Here is a 15,860-nt window from a genome sequence, read left to right as displayed (position 1 = left end):
CGGGCGAGCGGATCAGCCGAAGAACACCTCGAACTCGTCGTACAGCGACGGATCCACCCGCTTGGTCTTCGCCCTGGTGTCATCGAGAGGGATGCGGGTGATCTGGGTGCCGCGCAGGGCCACCATCTTGCCGTAGTCGCCGTCCTTGACCGCGTCGACGGCGTGCAGCCCGAAGCGTGTGGCCAGCCAACGGTCGAAGGCGCTGGGCGTTCCGCCGCGCTGGACGTGGCCGAGGACGGTGGTTCGGGCATCCATACCCGTGCGTTCCTCGATCTCCTGGGCGAGCCACTCGCCGATGCCCGACAGTCGCACGTGCCCGAACTCGTCCAGTGTCCGGTCCTTGAGGACCATCTGCCCCTCGATGGGTACGGCGCCCTCGGCGGCGACGACGATCGGCGCATAGTGGATCTTGAACCGATTCTTCACCCACCCACAGACCTGGTCGATGTCGAACGGCCGCTCCGGGATGAGGATCACGTTGGCGCCACCCGCGATACCGGCATGCAGGGCGATCCACCCGGAGTGCCGCCCCATCACCTCCACCACCAGGGTGCGCATGTGCGACTCGGCAGTGGTGTGGAGGCGGTCGATGGCCTCCGTCGCGATGCCTACGGCCGTGTCGAAGCCGAAGGTGTAGTCGGTGCCGGCCACGTCGTTGTCGATGGTTTTCGGCACGCCCACCAGATTGATTCCCTGCCGGCTCAGCTCGGTGGCCACACCGAGCGTGTCCTCGCCGCCGATCACGACGAGCGCGTCCACCTGGTGCGTGGCGAGGGTGTCCTGGATGCGCCGCACCGCGTCCTCGTGCTTGAACGGGTTGGTGCGGGAGGAACCGAGGATGGTTCCGCCGCGCGGGAGGATTCCCCGCACGCTGGAGATGTCCAGTGGCACCACGTTGCCCTGCAGCGCGCCGCGCCAACCGTCCCGCAGGCCGACGAACTCGAAGGCGTACTCCTGGATGCCCTTTCGGACGACGCTGCGGATCACGGCGTTCAGGCCGGGGCAGTCGCCGCCGCCGGTCAGTACTCCGACCTTCATGGCTCCACCCTTCTCTCACCTCCACGGACGTGGACGCGAAGAGCCTGTGACTCTCCTTCCAGCATGGGCGACAGCTACCCCGTCGGCGACCCGCCTTGCGGTCTGCCGTTGCTCACGGCTGGGCGCGGTCGCGGCCATGGTCGGCGGCGTACGCGGCGAACACCTCCGCCGGTGGTCCTCCGGTGTGCAGGAAACGCTGGTCAAGGATGGTGGCGAGGTCCTCCAGCGCACCGGCGAGCAGGTCACCGGCCAGTCGTACCTCCGGCAGCCGTGCCGCTTGTCCGCGCTCGGCGAGGGCGGAGGCGTAGCTGACCATGGCCGCCAGGGATGCGTGATCGTCCCCGTCATGGAAGTAGTAGGCCTCGGCGTACTGGGTGAAGTCGATGCGGACGCGTGCGACTTCGGTGGCCAGGCTGTCCAGCAGCACGGCTCCCGCGGTGGAGTCGAGCTGTCCCGTCGTCGGGTCCGAGTCGCGCAGCAGCGCCAGTCGGATGGCCAGGACTCGCCTGCGGCTCAGCGCCGGGTAGACCTCCAGCACCCAGGAGACGGTGGCCGTCAGGAGCGCGAAGCCGATGAGGGCTTCCAGCGGTGCGATCAGGCGAAGCCAGCCCTCACCGGGTGCGATGTCCCCCAGACCCAGGGTGGTCACCGTGACGAGCGACAGGTACACGGAGTCGAGCAGTGCCGGCTCCCGTGCCGCTTCGGACCCGGCCGAGACGGTGAACGCCCCGGGCATGTGGGGCCAGTAGACGATGGCCCAGCCGATGACGACGGTTGCGGCCCACATGCCGACGACCGTCACCATGGCGAGCGGGCCGACGAGCCCGACCACGCGCCTGCGCGCTCGAAGGCGCCGGGCCAGTCGCCACAGCGCCGTCATCACGAGGCGGCTCAGGCCGCCGTGGCGGGTGGGGTGCCAGAGCGTGTGGAAGAGGTCCCGCAGAGTGATCATGACGAGTCCGGCACCGACCAGCGAGACCAACCACTTCATGCACGTCTCCCACAACCCTGTCGCCCGGCCCGAAGCCCCGCTTCCCACCCAAGCCCAAACTGACGGATCATGCGGCGGACACGGGCTCGGCACGCCCGTCCACACGGATCAACTTCGAAGCTGTCTCCGTCTTCGGGGTCTTCGGCGCCCGCTCACCCGGCCGTGCGAAGCCCCGGGCAGTGCACTGTGCGGCGAGGCCTCAGACCCGCTGGGGAACAACGGCGACCGGGCAGTGGGAGTGGTGCAACAGGGCGTGGGCGGTCCTGCCCAGCTGCAGGCCGAAATGACCGTGCCGGCGCGCAGCGCCGACGACGATCAGGTCGGCATCGGCGGATGCCTCCAGCAGGACGCGGTGCGCCGGTCCTTCGGCCGGCCGGCGGTCCGCCTTGATCCCGGGGTGCTCTCGTACAACCGTACGGAGCGCGTCGGTGAGGCGGTTGGATGCCTGCTCCTCATACACCTCCGAGGCGTCATCCGCGGTCAGCGGGGGTTCTGCGTGCCGGTGGGCCGGGTTGCGCCAGGCTCGTACGGCCGTGAGGGCGCAGCCGCGCGCCTGGGCCTCGCGCGCCGCGAACCGTACGGCGCCCTCGCCTCCGGTCGAGTTCCCCACTCCCACCACGACCCGGTCGAGGGCCCCCTGGAGGTTCCGCTCCGAACCACGGATGACGATGACCGGGCACACGGCCCGAGCCGCCACCGCGAGGCTGACCGACCCCAGCAGCAGACCGGCGATCTCACTGCGTCCGCGGGAGCCCGTGACCAGGGCGAACGCTTCGTGCCCCGCCCCCAGCAGCGCGGACACTGCATCGTCGGGCAGTACTTCGCCGGACGACTTCACCTCGGGACTGCGAAGCCGGGCGCGTTCCGTGCAGGAGGCGATGATGTGCTGCGCCATCACCTCCTCGGCCGGACGATCCGTGCTCAAGGACGGCCGGCCTGCCTCGTAGCGCTCCCACAGAGAGGCGTGGACGAGGCGCAGCGGCAGCCCATGACGTGCCGCCTCGTCCACTGCCCAGTCGACCGCCAGCAGGCTGGAGTCCGAACCGTCGACGCCCACGACCAGCGGGAGTTCCATCGCCGTCACCGCCTTGTCCGACCGGCTGCTCAGATCCCCCTGTGACCACCGTCGCACCACCCGCGAACCGCCGCGACATTCGACCGGCTCCGGGCCCGGACGACCCTCTCCCTCGATTGCGGTACGCCTGGTTGGGGTGATGCTGGAGGCATACGGCCCAGCCGACTCCTCCTGCGCGCCCTCAAGGACTCAGGACATGCCCGACACCCCGCACCTCGTGAGCGATGTGATGACCCTGCCCGTCGTGGCCGTGGGGCGCGGTGCGCGGTTCAAGGAGATCGTGCGGACCATGCGGCAGTGGGACGTCAGCGCTGTGCCGGTGCTGGAGGGTGACGGCCGGGTCGTCGGTGTCGTCTCCGAAGCCGACCTGCTGCCCAAGGAGGAGTTCCGGGACCGCGTCCTCGGCCGAAGCGAGCAGATCCGGCGTCTGCCCGACCTCGGCAAGGCGGAAGGGGTGACCGCCGACGAGCTCATGAGCACTCCCGCGGTCACGGTCCATGCTGACGTCACCCTGGCCCGGGCCGCCCGGATCATGGCCGTGAAGCACCTCAAACGGCTGCCCGTGGTCGATGACGAGGACCGGCTGCAGGGCATCGTCAGCCGCGCCGACCTGTTGAAGGTCTTCCTGCGGTCGGACGAGGACATCGCGGAGGAGGTCCGCCGCACGGTGGTCTCCTACCTGTTCCCCGCGCTGACTCACACCATCCACGTGTCCGTGCACGACGGGATCGTCGCGCTCCGCGGACAGGTCCACGACACCTCGCTTGCCTGGGTCGCGGAGCGACTCGTCCGCTCCGTGGAGGGTGTGGTGGGCGTCGAGACCCGGCTCGGTGGCGAGGACATCGACCCGGACCCGGCCGAGACCACCGGGTGACCCGCCCGCGCGGTTCGGTCGGGTAGGGGCTGGATGGCAGGTCCCCCGTGGCTCGTGACCGCCTACTGTTCGGCCGGAGTGATGCGGCGGCCCGTGAGGCGTTCGGGCCGGATGGACACCCACAGATCGCGTTCACCGCCCGCCCACGGCATCGTGTGGGCGCGTTGCGCGAGCCTGCTCACGACGTCGGGCTCCGTGACGACACCGGCGGGGCCGACGGCGAGCACGCTCCAGCCCTGGCCCAACGCCTCGTCCACGTGGTCGACTTCGAAGGCGATCTCCGTTCCCACCGCCGCCGCCGGCAGGGAGTCCGGCGCGGTCCGGAAGACGATCGCGTCGTCGACGACCTCGTAGTTGACCGGGACGACCGCCGGGCTGCCGTCGGACGTCGACACCGCGATGCGCCCCACACCGTGCGTGGAGAGCCGGGCGCGGCATTCGTGAGGGCTGAGGTCTCGCAGCTGCGGGTGCAGCAGCGCGTGGCCTTGACCGGGCGGGAGATCGATGCCTCCGCCGCGCAGGGCGGTGATGGTGGTGCCCAGCGCGTCGGCCAGCCTGATGAGAGTCGCCGCATTGGGGTCGGCGGGGCGTTCCTCCAGGTACGCGAGATATTCGGGCGACATTCGGGCGCGACGGGCGGTTTCCCCCCGGCTGAGCCTCTGCCTCCGACGTTCGTCGGCCACCCGCCGGCCGATGTCGCCGGGGTTGGGTTGTCCGTGCTCGACATGGTGGATGTGTGCGTCGGGCCCGGGGAACACGAGCGTCACTTCGTCCGTGTCCGCCCAGCGCACGTCGTAGGGAGGTGTGCCGTCCTCGTGGTGCAGTCCGACGATCTCACCGTCGCGCCTCGCGGCGCCGGTCGTCGGGCTTTCGATGACGAGTTGGTCGCCCAGATGAGCTCGCATGATCGCCGTCCTCTCTGCGGAACGGGTGCTGCATCCAACGTGCCACGCTCGCCGCGCCGCCGCGAGAGCCGTGTCCGCGAGGCGGGCGGCCGGTTTCCGGGGCCATGGGGCTCGGTGCCTCGCGGGTGACGGTCGAGGTGCACCACGGACGGGACGACCGGAGCGAAGGCGTGACGCCCTTCTCATCAGGGGATTGGTCCCCACTCCCCTCCCCGCACAGGTCCACATGCGCCGCGACGGAGATTGGGGTCTCCTCGAAGGAGGGAACCTGCAACGCTCGGCGCGCCGGCGACGTCCCGACCCTCCACGCCATCGGTCGCGCACCGGCATTCACCAGCGTCGCCAGCTTCGTACGAGACGGAGGCCGCCGCCATGCAACCAGTCGTCACCGTTGGCCTCGACGGTTCGCCCGAGAGCCTTGCCGCAGCCCACTGGGCCGCCGACGAGGCTCAGAAGCGCAAGCTCAGCCTGCGCCTGCTGCACGCATGGCCGCTCCTGGCGCCGGAGCCGACCCGAGTCCCCTCGGAAGTCGATCAGAACTACTGGGCCAAGCGTCTCGTCCACACGGCGCAGGGCGAGCTCCAGGCACGTCACCCGGGCCTGGTCGTCGTCGGAAGCCTGGTGGCCGAAGACGCCCAGAACGCCCTGCTTCAGGCGGCGTCGGAGTCCGAGATGCTCGTCCTCGGTTCTCGCGGGCTGGAACCCGTCGAAAGCTATTTCCTGGGCGACGTCAGCATGCCCGTCGTGGCCCGGTCCGACCGGCCGGTCGTCCTGGTCCGCGCGGAACCCCGGGAGGACGCACCGGCGTCGGCAGCCGCGAACCGCGTGGTCGTGGCTCTGAAGCTGCACGGATCCTCCGACGATCTGCTCGACTTCGCCTTCCACACCGCCGCGGCCAGGGGCGCTTCTCTCCTGGCCGTCCACGGCCGAAGCGTGCCGCTGCACGCACGAGTTCCCTGGGGTGTGGACCACGATGTCACCGAAGAGATCAAGAGGGACGCGCAGAAGGAACTGAACAAGGCGCTCCGCCCCTGGCGCGAGAAGTACCCGCAGGTGGAGGTGGCCGACAGTATCCGGCTCGCGAACCCGGCCAAAGCCGTCGTGCAGGCCGCCGAAGACGCTGCCGTTCTGGTCGTCGGCCGACGCGCACACCGGCACGGCCTGCCATCGCACCTGGGCCCCGTGACCCAGGCCGCCATTCATCACGGGCGCTGCCCCGTCGCCGTCGTTCCGCACGACTGAGCCGGACCAGCTCGTGGCCGGGCCGGACCTCCGTCGTGTTGCCCGGACGCCCTGTGGGGGTGACCGTGGAGACGGGGGGCGAGGGAGTGAGTACCGTGCGAGCGCTCGTCTACCACGGCCCGGCACAGAGCTCCTGGGACTCCGTGCCGGATCCTGCGATCGAGGAGGCGACCGACGCGATCGTGCGCGTCGACGCCACCACCATCTGCGGCAGTGATCTGCACATCCTGCACGGAGACCTGCCCGAGGTGAAACCGGGGACGGTCCTCGGCCACGAGGCCGTCGGCGAGGTCGTGGAGGTCGGCGGTGACGTCCACGACCTGCACCCCGGGAACCAGGTGATCGTGTCGTCCGTTTCGGCCTGCGGCCACTGCCGGGCGTGCCGCGACAACATGGGCGGACAGTGCCGCGGGGGCGGTGGATGGATCCTGGGGAGTCTGATCAACGGGACCCAGGCCGAGTTCGTGCGGGTGCCCTTCGCCGACCACTCCACCCATCGACGGCCCTCCGCCCTGGCGCTGGGTGACGCTGTCCTGCTCGCCGAGGTGCTCCCCACCGCCTACGAGGTCGGAGTGCGGAACGGACATGTGAGCCCGGGGGACATCGTCGTGGTGGTGGGAGCGGGTCCCGTCGGTCTCGCCGCGGTCGTCATCGCGCGTCTGTACTCGCCCCGCCGGATCATCGTCGTGGACCTGTCCGCCGCCCGGCTTCGAGCCGCAGCCGGCCTGGGGGCCGATGCCGCCGAACTGCCCGGGCAGATGATCGCCGATCTGTCCGAAGAACCGGGAGCCGACGTGGTCATCGAGGCATCAGGCGAGCCGGAAGGCTTCGTCCTGTGCACCCGCGCCGTCCGCACGGGAGGCCACATCGCCAACATCGGCACGCACGGCAAACCGGTCACGCTCCATCTCGAATCCCTGTGGCGCAAGAACGTGACGATCAGCACCGGCCAGGTGGACACGTCCTCCACACCCTGGCTGCTGGAGCTCGTGAGGTTCGGACGCCTGCCCGTCTCCCAGCTGGTCACCCACACCTTCGGCCTCGATAGGATCGAGGACGCCTACGAGTTGTTCGCACACAGCGCCACCACGGGTGCTCTCAAAGTCGTACTGCACCGCGAGTGAAACGCCCGACCGTATACCCATAGGGGTATGCCCATGGGTCGGTACCTGGGCATGGAGCGTCCCCCGGCCGCTTGCGCGTGGGCTGGTCGACCACTTCAGCCCGTGACGACGGGCTCATCCGCACCGGGAACGGTGCTCGCCCAAGGGCCGTTCGGCCCCGGACGAGGCCGTACCGGCCCCTGCCCAGGCCGTCCGCCGTCCGGCGATCCTGGTGGTGGAGGGGCCCGCACACCGCGTGCGGGCACCGACCCGGGGAGGTGTTGGCCGTGCTTCGCCCCGTTGTGGTGGGACTGGACGGTTCCCGTGAGAGCCTCGCAGCCGCCGACTGGGCGGCCGGGGAGGCCCTCAGGCGTGGCCTGCCGCTTCGTCTGGTGCACGCCTGGGAGGGCGGGGCATCGCCCGACGAGCCGGACCTGCCTGAGCTGGAGGCTCCGCGCCACTGGGCGCGGCGGATCCTGCGCGGCGCCATGGACCGTCTCGATGAACGTTGGCCGCAGCTCGCTCTGAGCGCCGAGGAGATCTCCCGGCCCGCGGCCGAGGCCCTGGTCGGGGCGGGCGACGAGGCCGAGCTGCTGGTCCTGGGCAGCCGGGCGTTCAGCGGCTTCGGCGGGTTCATGGCCGGTTCGGTGGCGCTGGCGACGGTGGCCCGTGTCGCACGGCCCGTCGTACTCGTGCGGGCCGACCAGACCCTCGAAGCCGAGCACGAGCCGGACGCGGAGGGCCGGCCGTCGGCGCACAGCCCGTACCGCCCTGTCGTCGTCGGCGTGGACCCGGCGCACTCGTGCGAGGAACTGCTCGCGTTCGCCTTCGAGAGCGCGACGCTGCGTGCCGCGCCGCTACGGCTGGTACACACGTGGCAGCTGCCGTACGGCTCCCATGCGCTGGACGCGAAGACCCGCACGGACTTGAGGACGGGCGCCGAGCGGGCACTGGATGCCGTCCTCGGACCGTGGCTGGAGAAGTACCCCGGCGTGGAGGTCACCAAGCTGGTCGAGGAAGGCCGGCCGGCACCACACCTGCTGCAAGCCGCGCGGGACGCCGGTCTGCTGGTCGTGGGCCGCAGGATCCGCCCGGCCAGGATCGGCACGCACACCGGTCCTGTCGCGCACGCGGTGATGCACCACGTCCGCTGCCCCGTCGCGATCGTGCCGCACGACTGAGTCGTCCCTCCCGGTTCGGTCGGCAGGGGCCGAATCGAGACGGGCCGGACCGGGAAGGGCCAGACCCGGGACGGGCCAGACCCGGGAAGGGCCGGATTTCCGGCGCGGAGGCAGCGCGGGCCGCTGCGGAGGCGCCGACCTCGGCACGGCCGGAGGCCGGTCCCCTCAGTCGGTCGGCACGGTCGGATCATGGCGAGAGTCCCGGCCGGGATGTGGGAGTCGGCCGCCCTCGGGTACCCGGGGGCTGACCGGCGGTGACTGCACCGCCCCTGCCTCACGGAGGGATGTTCTTCCATGACTCAGCAAGTCCGCGACGTCATGACGGCCGACCCGGTGACCGTCGAGCCGCTGACGTCGGTGCGGGCCGTGGCCCGGCTGATGCGCGACAAGGACATCGGTGCCGTACTGGTCGTCGAGGCCGAGCGGCTGCGCGGGCTGGTCAGCGACCGTGACCTGGTGGTTCGCGCGATTGCCGAGGACGCTGACCCAGCCCGCACGACCGTGGCCGCAGCGTGCAGCGCGCTTTTGGTCACGGTCGGGCCCGACGACGACCTGGACCACGCGGTGAAGTTGATGCGCGAACATTCCGTCCGGCGCCTGCCGGTCGTCGACCGGGAACATCACCCGGTGGGGATCGTCTCCATCGGCGACCTGTCCATCGAACGCGACCCCCGCTCGGCCCTCGCCGACGTCAGCGCCGCACGCCCCAACCGGTGAACGGCAAGGTCGCCGCGCGGCAGAGCAACCGAGCGCGCGCCGTGACCAGTACGGCATCCGGCTGGTGGCGATCGGGCTGATCGCCATGGTCGTAGCTCTGATCGCCTGACGACAGCCGGATCCGCCGCATTGGCGCGGTCATCCCCTTCCCAGGCACCGTGCGTTTCCCCGGCCGCCCCGCGGAAACCCGGTGACCAGGCATCCCGGACCGATCCTCACCGATCCTCAGGGGCCGTGGTGGTCGAGAAGAGGGTGAATCGCCGTGACTGCCGAGACCGGAAAGACGACCAGCGTCCATCGGCCCGATACGGGGTCCGAGACGGGCCGGGCGCCAGCACTCCGTATGCATGGGCAGCGCATACGCACCTGTATGCGCGCGACCGCGACGTTCGGTGACGGCATGGGGCAGAAGAGCCTGCGCGACGAATGGAACGTCGTGCGGGGCGAGGACTGACCCCATGTCGCGGCAGCACCGTTTCCTTCACCCCGAGCGAGCCACGGGCCCGCCCGGCCACAGGCGTGGCCGCGATGGCGGAGCGTCCGCGCGCCACCGGTGTGCCAAGATCGGGCAGAGCCTTGGCCCAGGGTGACCGCGGGGAGGTGATGGCCATGCCGGGTGACGAGTTGCTGGGCGGCGGAGACGCCGAGCAGGAGGCGGAGATCGAGCGTGCCCACATCGCGCATGAGCTCATCGCCGCGGTACGCGACACACCCCCGGCCCGGGTGCCCCACGCACTGGGCCAGGCCTGTGCCTCGCTGCTCCCGGTGGTCTCGGGGCTGTCCGTGTCCGTCGTGGGCGACGGCACGGGCCTGGGAGTCGTGCTGTGTGCGAGCAACGACATCGCCGCGCGGCTCGCGGAGATCCAGTACACCCTCGGCGAGGGTCCCTGTGTGGAAGCGGTCCGCCTGCGCGCGCCCGTGTTCGCCACGGACCTGACAGGTCCCCCCGCCACCCGGCGCTGGCCGCTGTTCTCCGTGCAGGCCACCAGGGCCGGGGCAGAGGCGGCTTTCTCCGTGCCGTTGTCCGGCGCCGGAACGGCGCTGGGCACCCTCGATCTGTATCGCGACAGGGCAGGATCGCTGAGCGGCGACCAGATCCGCACGGCCATGCTGGTCGCCGATGCGGTAACTCTGGCGGTCATCGCCCTTGATCACGCTTCTCCGAACCCCGAAGGAGTCGTAACGTGGCTGGCAGGAGCGGAAACGGACCGCGAGGAGGTGCACCAGGCCACTGGGATGATCATGGTGCGGCTGGGAGTGACCGCCGAGGAGGCACTGTTGCGTCTGCGCGCACGGGCCTTCGCGCAGGGCAGTACCTCCACCGAAGTCGCCCGGGCGATCATCGACCGCACGCTGGACCTCGGCGATGACTGAACGGCCAGCACACGTGCCCACACTGCCGGGGAGGCGAGCATGAACCGCGAGCGACAGCTGGCGCAGGCGTTCGTCGCCCTGTCCGACACCTACGCCGCGGAGTTCGACCCGCTGCAACTCTTTCACCGACTGGTCCACACCTGCCGGGACCTGCTGGACGCCGACGCGGCGGCGGTGATGATCGCCGACGCCCGGGGCAGTCTGAAGTCGATGGCGACGACCGACGAGGAGGCCGCCTTCGCCGCCCTCCTCCAGGTACAGAACGGCTACGGCCCCTGCATGGACTGCTACCGCACCGGCCAGGCGGTGAGCGTCCCCGACATCGCCGTCGAGTTCGGGCGCTGGCCGAAACTGGTCAACGCCATGGGTGTGGCCGGATACGACTCACTGCTGGCGGTCCCGATGCGGCTGCACGAGCGCACGCTGGGCGCCCTCGCCCTGCTGCGCAGGCGCGCCGGCCACCTGACCGGTGACGACGTGCACCTCGCGCAGGCCCTCGCCGACTCCGCGACGCTGGCCCTCATGCACTGGTCGACCGAGCCGGCCCGCGGCGACGACGTCATCACCCGTGTGCAGAGCGCCATCGCCTCGAAGGCCACCCTGGACATCGCCAAGGGCATGCTCGCCGAGTACTCGGGGGCCACCGTGAGCGAGGCCGGCCGGTTGCTCAACGCCTACGCGAGGCACCAGCACGCCCGCATCACCGAGACCGCCTACGCCCTGGTTTCCCGCGCCCTGGAGCCGGCCGCCATCCTGTCGGGACAGCCCCAACTCTGAACCGAACAGACGGAACGCCGACGTCCGCCTGCGCCGCGCCCCGATGATCACACGGTCGGCGGCATCCGGGCGGTTCACGAGGAACGGGCGGGCCGGGCTCTCGACAGTGGTACCGCGCCCCCAGACGGAACGACCCGGCTGGATTTGCCGGTCCCCCCGGTTTCACGTCACTTCCCCGGTTTCACGTCACTGCCCCGACGGCAGGTAAGGACGGCCGGGCCAAGACGGGGGCCCATTGGCCCTTGGTTCCGGCCGTGGCAAGGGGGACAGTGGAGTCAGGAGCGGCACCGATCCCCCGCGGTGTCGCTCCGTCCGTAGGCAGACCGAGCAGTGAGTAGCACACCCCAACGGAAGCCCGTCATGGTCCACGACGACAGCCGGCCGGTCCTCCCCGGACCGCGCCACCGCATCGAGCTCGACAGCGCCGAGGCGCTTCGGCTGCTGGCCAGCGTGTCCCTGGGAAGGATCGTCTTCACCCGGCACGCGTTGCCGACCGTCCGCCCGGTCAACCACGCCGTGGACGGCGGAGAGATCGTCATCCGCACCCACGAGGGCGCCGCCCTGACCTCGCACGCCCAGCGGGCCGACATACCCGGTGTCGTCGTCGCCTACGAGGCCGACGCCATCGACCCGCAGACGCATCTCGGCTGGAGCGTGGTGGTGACCGGGTACGCCCGGCTGGTGACCGACCCCGAGGACCTGGCCCGCTGCCAGACACTGGTGCGGCCCTGGGTGGACCAGACCATGGACCAGGCGGTCCGTATCCGGCCCGACCTGGTCACGGGCATCCTGCTCACCGCGGACGCCCTCGCGAGCGAGGCCTGAACGAGGCCCGAGCGGTGAAGGGGAGTTCCGCCGTGGGCGGTGCCTGGGTCAGGCCGCGTCCACGGCCACGACCTCGTCGTGTCGCTCCTCGCCGAGCACCACCTTGAGGGCGCCGGTGTCGGCGGCCCCCGCGAAGACGTCGTACGCCTCCTCCATGTGACCGAGCGGGAAGGTGTGCGTGACCAGCTGCGAGGTGGGCAGGCGGCCGGCGGCCGTCATCCTCAGCAGGGTGGGGGTGGAGGAGGTGTCGACCAGGCCGGTGGTGATGGTGATGTTCTTGATCCACAGGTCTTCGAGGTGCAGGGTCGCGGGGGCGCCGTGTACGCCGACGTTGGCGACGCGCCCGCCCGGCCGGACCATACGGGTGCACAGCTCGAAGCTCTCCGGCACCCCGACCGCCTCGATCACGACGTCCGCGCCGAGTCCGTCGGTGAGGTCGGCGACCAGCTGCTCGGGGAGCTCCCGGGCGTCGGCCACGGCATCGGCGCCCAGTTGTCGGGCGGCTTCCAGCCGGGTGGGGGCCAGATCGACGGCGACGATCCGTTCGGGGGAGAACAGCCGGGCGGTGGCGACGGCCGCCAGTCCGATGGGCCCGGCACCGACCACGACGACGGTGTCTCCAGGACGAACGTGCCCGTTGAGCACGCCGACCTCGTAGGAGGTCGGGAAGATGTCGGCCAGCAGGACGGCGTCGTTGCTGTCCATGGCTCCCGGCAACGGGTGCACGGACAGGTCGGCGTAGGGCACCCGGACGTACTCGGCCTGCGTGCCGTCGATCAGATGGCCGAGGATCCAGCCGCCGCCGCCCCGGCACTGGCCGTACGCCGCCCGACGGCAGTAGGAGCAGCGCCCGCACGCGCTGATGCAGGAGACCAGGACCCGGTCCCCCGGCCGCACCGTCCGGACGTCACTGCCCACCTCGACGACCTCGCCGACCGCCTCGTGGCCCAGCACGGTTCCGGGCCGCACCTCGGGTACGTCGCCCTTGAGGATGTGCAGGTCCGTGCCGCAGATGGTGACGGCTCCGACGCGGACGACCGCGTCGGTGGGCTCCTTGATGGCCGGGTCCGGGACCTCTTCCCAGGCGGACTGTCCGGCGCCGTGGAAAACGTAGCCCTTCATGACACTCCTCACCCCACTCGATGCGGTGCGGAGCGCGGAATTGCCCCGCCAGTCCAGGTTGGCCCGGATGCGTGAAGACCGCTCGGGCGGCTCAGGGCCCTTCACTTCCCGGGTACCCCCTCCGCCGGCCGCCCCCGGTGTGGGGAGGGGGTCGGTGATCGGCGGCACCGACCCCCTCCGGCTGTGTGGGCCGACGGCGACGGGGCGGCGCGCTCAGGCGTTCCAGGCCCAGTCGGCGACCTCGGGCAGGTCGGTTCCGTACTCGCGGATCCAGGCGGCGTGGCGGGTGCGGGCGTCGGCCATCTGCTGCCGTACGGCTGCGGCGCGGACGGCGAGGCCGGGGACGCGGTCGATGACGTCCATGACCAGGCGGTAGCGGTCGAGATCATTGCGGACGACCATGTCGAACGGCGTGGTCGTGGTCCCGGACTCCTTGTAGCCGCGTACGTGCAGGTTCTTGTGGCCGGTGCGGCGGTAGGCGAGGCGGTGGATCAGCCACGGGTAGCCGTGGTAGGCGAAGATCACCGGCTTGTCGGCGGTGAACAGGCCGTCGTACTCGAAGTCGCTCATCCCGTGCGGGTGCTCCTCGCGCGGCAGCAGCCGGGTCATGTCGACGACGTTGACGACACGGACCGCAAGCTCGGGCAGGTGGCGGCGGAGCAGCTGGGCGGCGGCCAGGATCTCCAGGGTGGGCACGTCGCCGGCGCAGGCGAGCACCACGTCCGGTTCGCCGCCGTTCTCCGTGCCGGCCCACTCCCAGATGCCGGCGCCACGGGCGCAGTGGGCGCGGGCGGCGTCCATCGACAGCCAGTCGAAGCAGGGCTGTTTCCCGGCGACGATCACGTTGACGTAGTCGCGGCTGCGCAGGGCATGGTCGGCGACGGAGAGGAGGGTGTTGGCGTCCGGCGGCAGATAGACCCGTACGACCTCGGGGCTCTTGTTGAGGACGTGGTCGACGAAACCGGGATCCTGGTGCGAGAAGCCGTTGTGGTCCTGCCGCCAGACATGCGAGGTCAACAGGTAGTTGAGGGACGCGATCGGAGCACGCCAGGGCAACTGCCGCGCTGTCCTCAGCCACTTGATGTGCTGGTTGACCATGGAGTCGACGATGTGCACGAACGCCTCGTAACAGGAGAACAGCCCGTGCCGGCCGGTGAGGAGATAGCCCTCCAGCCAACCCTGACAGGTGTGCTCGGAAAGGATCTCCAGCACCCGCCCGTGCCGGTCCAGATGCTCATCCACCGGCAGCATCGCGGCCTGCCATGCCTTGCCGCTCGCGTCGAAGATGGCCTGGAGCCGGTTGGAGGCGGTCTCGTCCGGGCCGACGACCCGGAAGTCCCGGCGGGCCCGGGTGTCCTTCATGACCTGCTGCAGGAGCTCGCCGAGAATGCGGGTCGGCTCGTGCAGGGTCGTGCCCGGCTTGTCCACCGGTACGGCGAAGGAGTCCAGGGACCGGATCGGCAGGTCGCGGACGAGGAGCCCTCCGTTGGCGTGCGGGGTGGCGCCCAGGCGCCTGGAGCCGTCGGGGACGCAGGCGAGGACGTCGGCGACGGGCCGGCCGTCCGGGTGGAACAGTTCCTCGGGCCGGTACGAGCGCAGCCAGGTCTCCAACTGCCGCAAGTGCTCCGGGTTTTCACGCACTCCGGCGAGCGGGACCTGGTGGGCGCGCCAGGTCCCCTCCACCGGCAGGCCGTCGACCTCCGCCGGACCGGTCCAGCCCTTCGGGGTGCGCAGCACGATCAGCGGCCAGTGCACGCGCTCGGCGACGTCGTCCTCGCGGGCCGACCGCTGCATCAGGGCGATACGGTCCAGCGCCTCGTCGAGGGCGAGCGCCAGGGCGCGGTGTACGGCGGCGGGGTCGTCGCCGGTGACATGGAGCGGCTCGTGGCCGTATCCCCTGAGCAGCTGGTCGAGTTCGGCCTCGGGCAGCCGGGACAGCACGGCCGGGTTGGCGATCTTGTAGCCGTTGAGGTGCAGGATCGGCAGGACGGCTCCGTCGTGCACCGGGTCCAGGAACTTGTTCGAGTGCCAGGCGGCGGCCAGCGGCCCCGTCTCGGCCTCGCCGTCGCCGATCACGCAGGCGACGAGCAGGTCCGGGTTGTCGAAGGCGGCGCCGTAGGCGTGGGCGAGGGAGTAGCCGAGTTCGCCGCCCTCGTGGATGGACCCCGGGGTCTCCGGTGCCACATGGCTCGGCACACCGCCCGGGAAGGAGAACTGCCGGAACAGCCGCTCCATCCCCTGCGCGTCGCGCGGGACGTCGGGGTAGGTCTCGCTGTAGCTGCCGTCCAGCCAGGACCCCGCGAGCACGGACGGCCCACCGTGTCCCGGCCCCCACACGCACAGCGCGTCGAGTCCGCGTGCCTTGATGACGCGGTTGAGGTGGGTGTACACGAGGTTCAGGCCCGGCGAGGTGCCCCAGTGGCCGAGGAGCCGCGGCTTGATGTGCTCGGGCTTGAGGGGCTCGGTGAGGAGTGGGTTCGCCATCAGGTAGATCTGTCCGGCGGCCAGGTAGTTGGCGGCGCGCCAGTGGGCGTCGAGGGTGCGCAGTTCGTCGTCGGAGAGTGCTGTGGCGTTCTGGTGGTGTTCCACCTTGGACATGGGAATGCTCCGGATGTCGTCGATACTCGAACTAACTT

Annotated in this window: 15 protein-coding genes; 9 read left to right on the top strand and 6 right to left on the bottom strand. The window is 70.7% G+C overall.

What is annotated here, in order from left to right:
• Positions 1 to 12: 12 nt before the first annotated feature.
• From POF73_RS00185 to POF73_RS00175, 3 genes are all read right to left on the bottom strand, one after another.
• Positions 13 to 1,038, bottom strand: coding sequence for a 6-phosphofructokinase (locus tag POF73_RS00185; RefSeq protein WP_272112263.1), 1,026 nt, complete (start codon positions 1,036 to 1,038; stop codon positions 13 to 15).
• Between the two features lie 112 nt (positions 1,039 to 1,150).
• A complete protein-coding gene (locus tag POF73_RS00180; RefSeq protein ID WP_272112262.1) occupies positions 1,151 to 2,029 on the bottom strand; it encodes a potassium channel family protein in 879 nt (292 codons plus the stop codon).
• Positions 2,030 to 2,228: 199 nt separating this feature from the next.
• Positions 2,229 to 3,104 (bottom strand): universal stress protein, encoded by an 876-nt coding sequence (locus POF73_RS00175; RefSeq protein ID WP_272112261.1) that lies wholly within the window; start codon positions 3,102 to 3,104, stop codon positions 2,229 to 2,231.
• A gap of 196 nt (positions 3,105 to 3,300) precedes the next feature.
• Here POF73_RS00175 and POF73_RS00170 point away from each other — a divergent pair, with 196 nt between their 5' ends.
• The gene (locus POF73_RS00170; RefSeq protein WP_272112260.1) at positions 3,301 to 3,978 is read left to right on the top strand and encodes a CBS domain-containing protein; all 678 of its coding nucleotides are present in this window, start codon (positions 3,301 to 3,303) and stop codon (positions 3,976 to 3,978) included.
• 62 nt (positions 3,979 to 4,040) lie between these two features.
• On the opposite strand, the gene POF73_RS00165 is transcribed toward POF73_RS00170, so the two are convergent.
• Positions 4,041 to 4,883 carry a DUF1918 domain-containing protein gene (locus POF73_RS00165; RefSeq protein ID WP_272112259.1) on the bottom strand — a complete coding sequence of 281 codons (843 nt, stop codon included), beginning with the start codon at positions 4,881 to 4,883 and terminating at the stop codon, positions 4,041 to 4,043.
• Positions 4,884 to 5,255: 372 nt separating this feature from the next.
• On the opposite strand from POF73_RS00165, the gene POF73_RS00160 reads away from it, so the two are divergent.
• The 8 genes from POF73_RS00160 (at position 5,256) to POF73_RS00125 (ending at position 12,102) form a co-directional block, all read left to right on the top strand.
• Entirely contained in the window at positions 5,256 to 6,125 is an 870-nt protein-coding gene (locus POF73_RS00160) for a universal stress protein (RefSeq protein ID WP_272112258.1), read from the top strand.
• Between the two features lie 95 nt (positions 6,126 to 6,220).
• On the top strand, positions 6,221 to 7,249 hold the full coding sequence (locus POF73_RS00155) for an alcohol dehydrogenase catalytic domain-containing protein (protein WP_272112565.1): 1,029 nt from the start codon (positions 6,221 to 6,223) through the stop codon (positions 7,247 to 7,249).
• 266 nt (positions 7,250 to 7,515) lie between these two features.
• Positions 7,516 to 8,409 carry a universal stress protein gene (locus POF73_RS00150; protein ID WP_272112256.1) on the top strand — a complete coding sequence of 298 codons (894 nt, stop codon included), beginning with the start codon at positions 7,516 to 7,518 and terminating at the stop codon, positions 8,407 to 8,409.
• 294 nt (positions 8,410 to 8,703) lie between these two features.
• Positions 8,704 to 9,126, top strand: a complete 423-nt coding sequence (locus POF73_RS00145; protein ID WP_272112254.1) for a CBS domain-containing protein — start codon at positions 8,704 to 8,706, stop codon at positions 9,124 to 9,126.
• Positions 9,127 to 9,388: 262 nt separating this feature from the next.
• Positions 9,389 to 9,580 carry a hypothetical protein gene (locus POF73_RS00140; protein WP_272112253.1) on the top strand — a complete coding sequence of 64 codons (192 nt, stop codon included), beginning with the start codon at positions 9,389 to 9,391 and terminating at the stop codon, positions 9,578 to 9,580.
• A gap of 155 nt (positions 9,581 to 9,735) precedes the next feature.
• On the top strand, positions 9,736 to 10,500 hold the full coding sequence (locus tag POF73_RS00135; protein ID WP_272112252.1) for a GAF and ANTAR domain-containing protein: 765 nt from the start codon (positions 9,736 to 9,738) through the stop codon (positions 10,498 to 10,500).
• A 39-nt stretch (positions 10,501 to 10,539) separates the two neighbouring features.
• A complete protein-coding gene (locus tag POF73_RS00130) occupies positions 10,540 to 11,277 on the top strand; it encodes a GAF and ANTAR domain-containing protein (RefSeq protein WP_272112251.1) in 738 nt (245 codons plus the stop codon).
• Between the two features lie 360 nt (positions 11,278 to 11,637).
• Positions 11,638 to 12,102 carry a pyridoxamine 5'-phosphate oxidase family protein gene (locus tag POF73_RS00125; protein ID WP_272112250.1) on the top strand — a complete coding sequence of 155 codons (465 nt, stop codon included), beginning with the start codon at positions 11,638 to 11,640 and terminating at the stop codon, positions 12,100 to 12,102.
• Positions 12,103 to 12,150: 48 nt separating this feature from the next.
• On the opposite strand, the gene POF73_RS00120 is transcribed toward POF73_RS00125, so the two are convergent.
• Entirely contained in the window at positions 12,151 to 13,224 is a 1,074-nt protein-coding gene (locus tag POF73_RS00120) for a zinc-dependent alcohol dehydrogenase family protein (protein WP_272112249.1), read from the bottom strand.
• A gap of 213 nt (positions 13,225 to 13,437) precedes the next feature.
• Positions 13,438 to 15,822, bottom strand: coding sequence for a phosphoketolase family protein (locus tag POF73_RS00115; protein ID WP_272112248.1), 2,385 nt, complete (start codon positions 15,820 to 15,822; stop codon positions 13,438 to 13,440).
• Positions 15,823 to 15,860: the final 38 nt, after the last annotated feature.

Origin of the sequence: Streptomyces sp. HD, assembly GCF_028369295.1 — a bacterium.
In the GTDB taxonomy this organism is placed as follows: Bacteria; Actinomycetota; Actinomycetes; order Streptomycetales; family Streptomycetaceae; genus Streptomyces.
This window is presented reverse-complemented; position numbering and strand designations above follow the sequence as displayed.

Bases quoted from the DNA above. Each gene is read 5' to 3' on its own strand.
- POF73_RS00185 (WP_272112263.1), bottom strand. From the start codon at position 1,038: ATGAAGGTCGGAGTACTGACCGGCGGCGGCGACTGCCCCGGCCTGAAC.
- POF73_RS00180 (WP_272112262.1), bottom strand. From the start codon at position 2,029: ATGAAGTGGTTGGTCTCGCTGGTCGGTGCCGGACTCGTCATGATCACT.
- POF73_RS00175 (WP_272112261.1), bottom strand. From the start codon at position 3,104: ATGGAACTCCCGCTGGTCGTGGGCGTCGACGGTTCGGACTCCAGCCTG.
- POF73_RS00170 (WP_272112260.1), top strand. From the start codon at position 3,301: ATGCCCGACACCCCGCACCTCGTGAGCGATGTGATGACCCTGCCCGTC.
- POF73_RS00165 (WP_272112259.1), bottom strand. From the start codon at position 4,883: ATGCGAGCTCATCTGGGCGACCAACTCGTCATCGAAAGCCCGACGACC.
- POF73_RS00160 (WP_272112258.1), top strand. From the start codon at position 5,256: ATGCAACCAGTCGTCACCGTTGGCCTCGACGGTTCGCCCGAGAGCCTT.
- POF73_RS00145 (WP_272112254.1), top strand. From the start codon at position 8,704: ATGACTCAGCAAGTCCGCGACGTCATGACGGCCGACCCGGTGACCGTC.
- POF73_RS00135 (WP_272112252.1), top strand. From the start codon at position 9,736: ATGCCGGGTGACGAGTTGCTGGGCGGCGGAGACGCCGAGCAGGAGGCG.
- POF73_RS00130 (WP_272112251.1), top strand. From the start codon at position 10,540: ATGAACCGCGAGCGACAGCTGGCGCAGGCGTTCGTCGCCCTGTCCGAC.
- POF73_RS00125 (WP_272112250.1), top strand. From the start codon at position 11,638: ATGGTCCACGACGACAGCCGGCCGGTCCTCCCCGGACCGCGCCACCGC.
- POF73_RS00120 (WP_272112249.1), bottom strand. From the start codon at position 13,224: ATGAAGGGCTACGTTTTCCACGGCGCCGGACAGTCCGCCTGGGAAGAG.
- POF73_RS00115 (WP_272112248.1), bottom strand. From the start codon at position 15,822: ATGTCCAAGGTGGAACACCACCAGAACGCCACAGCACTCTCCGACGAC.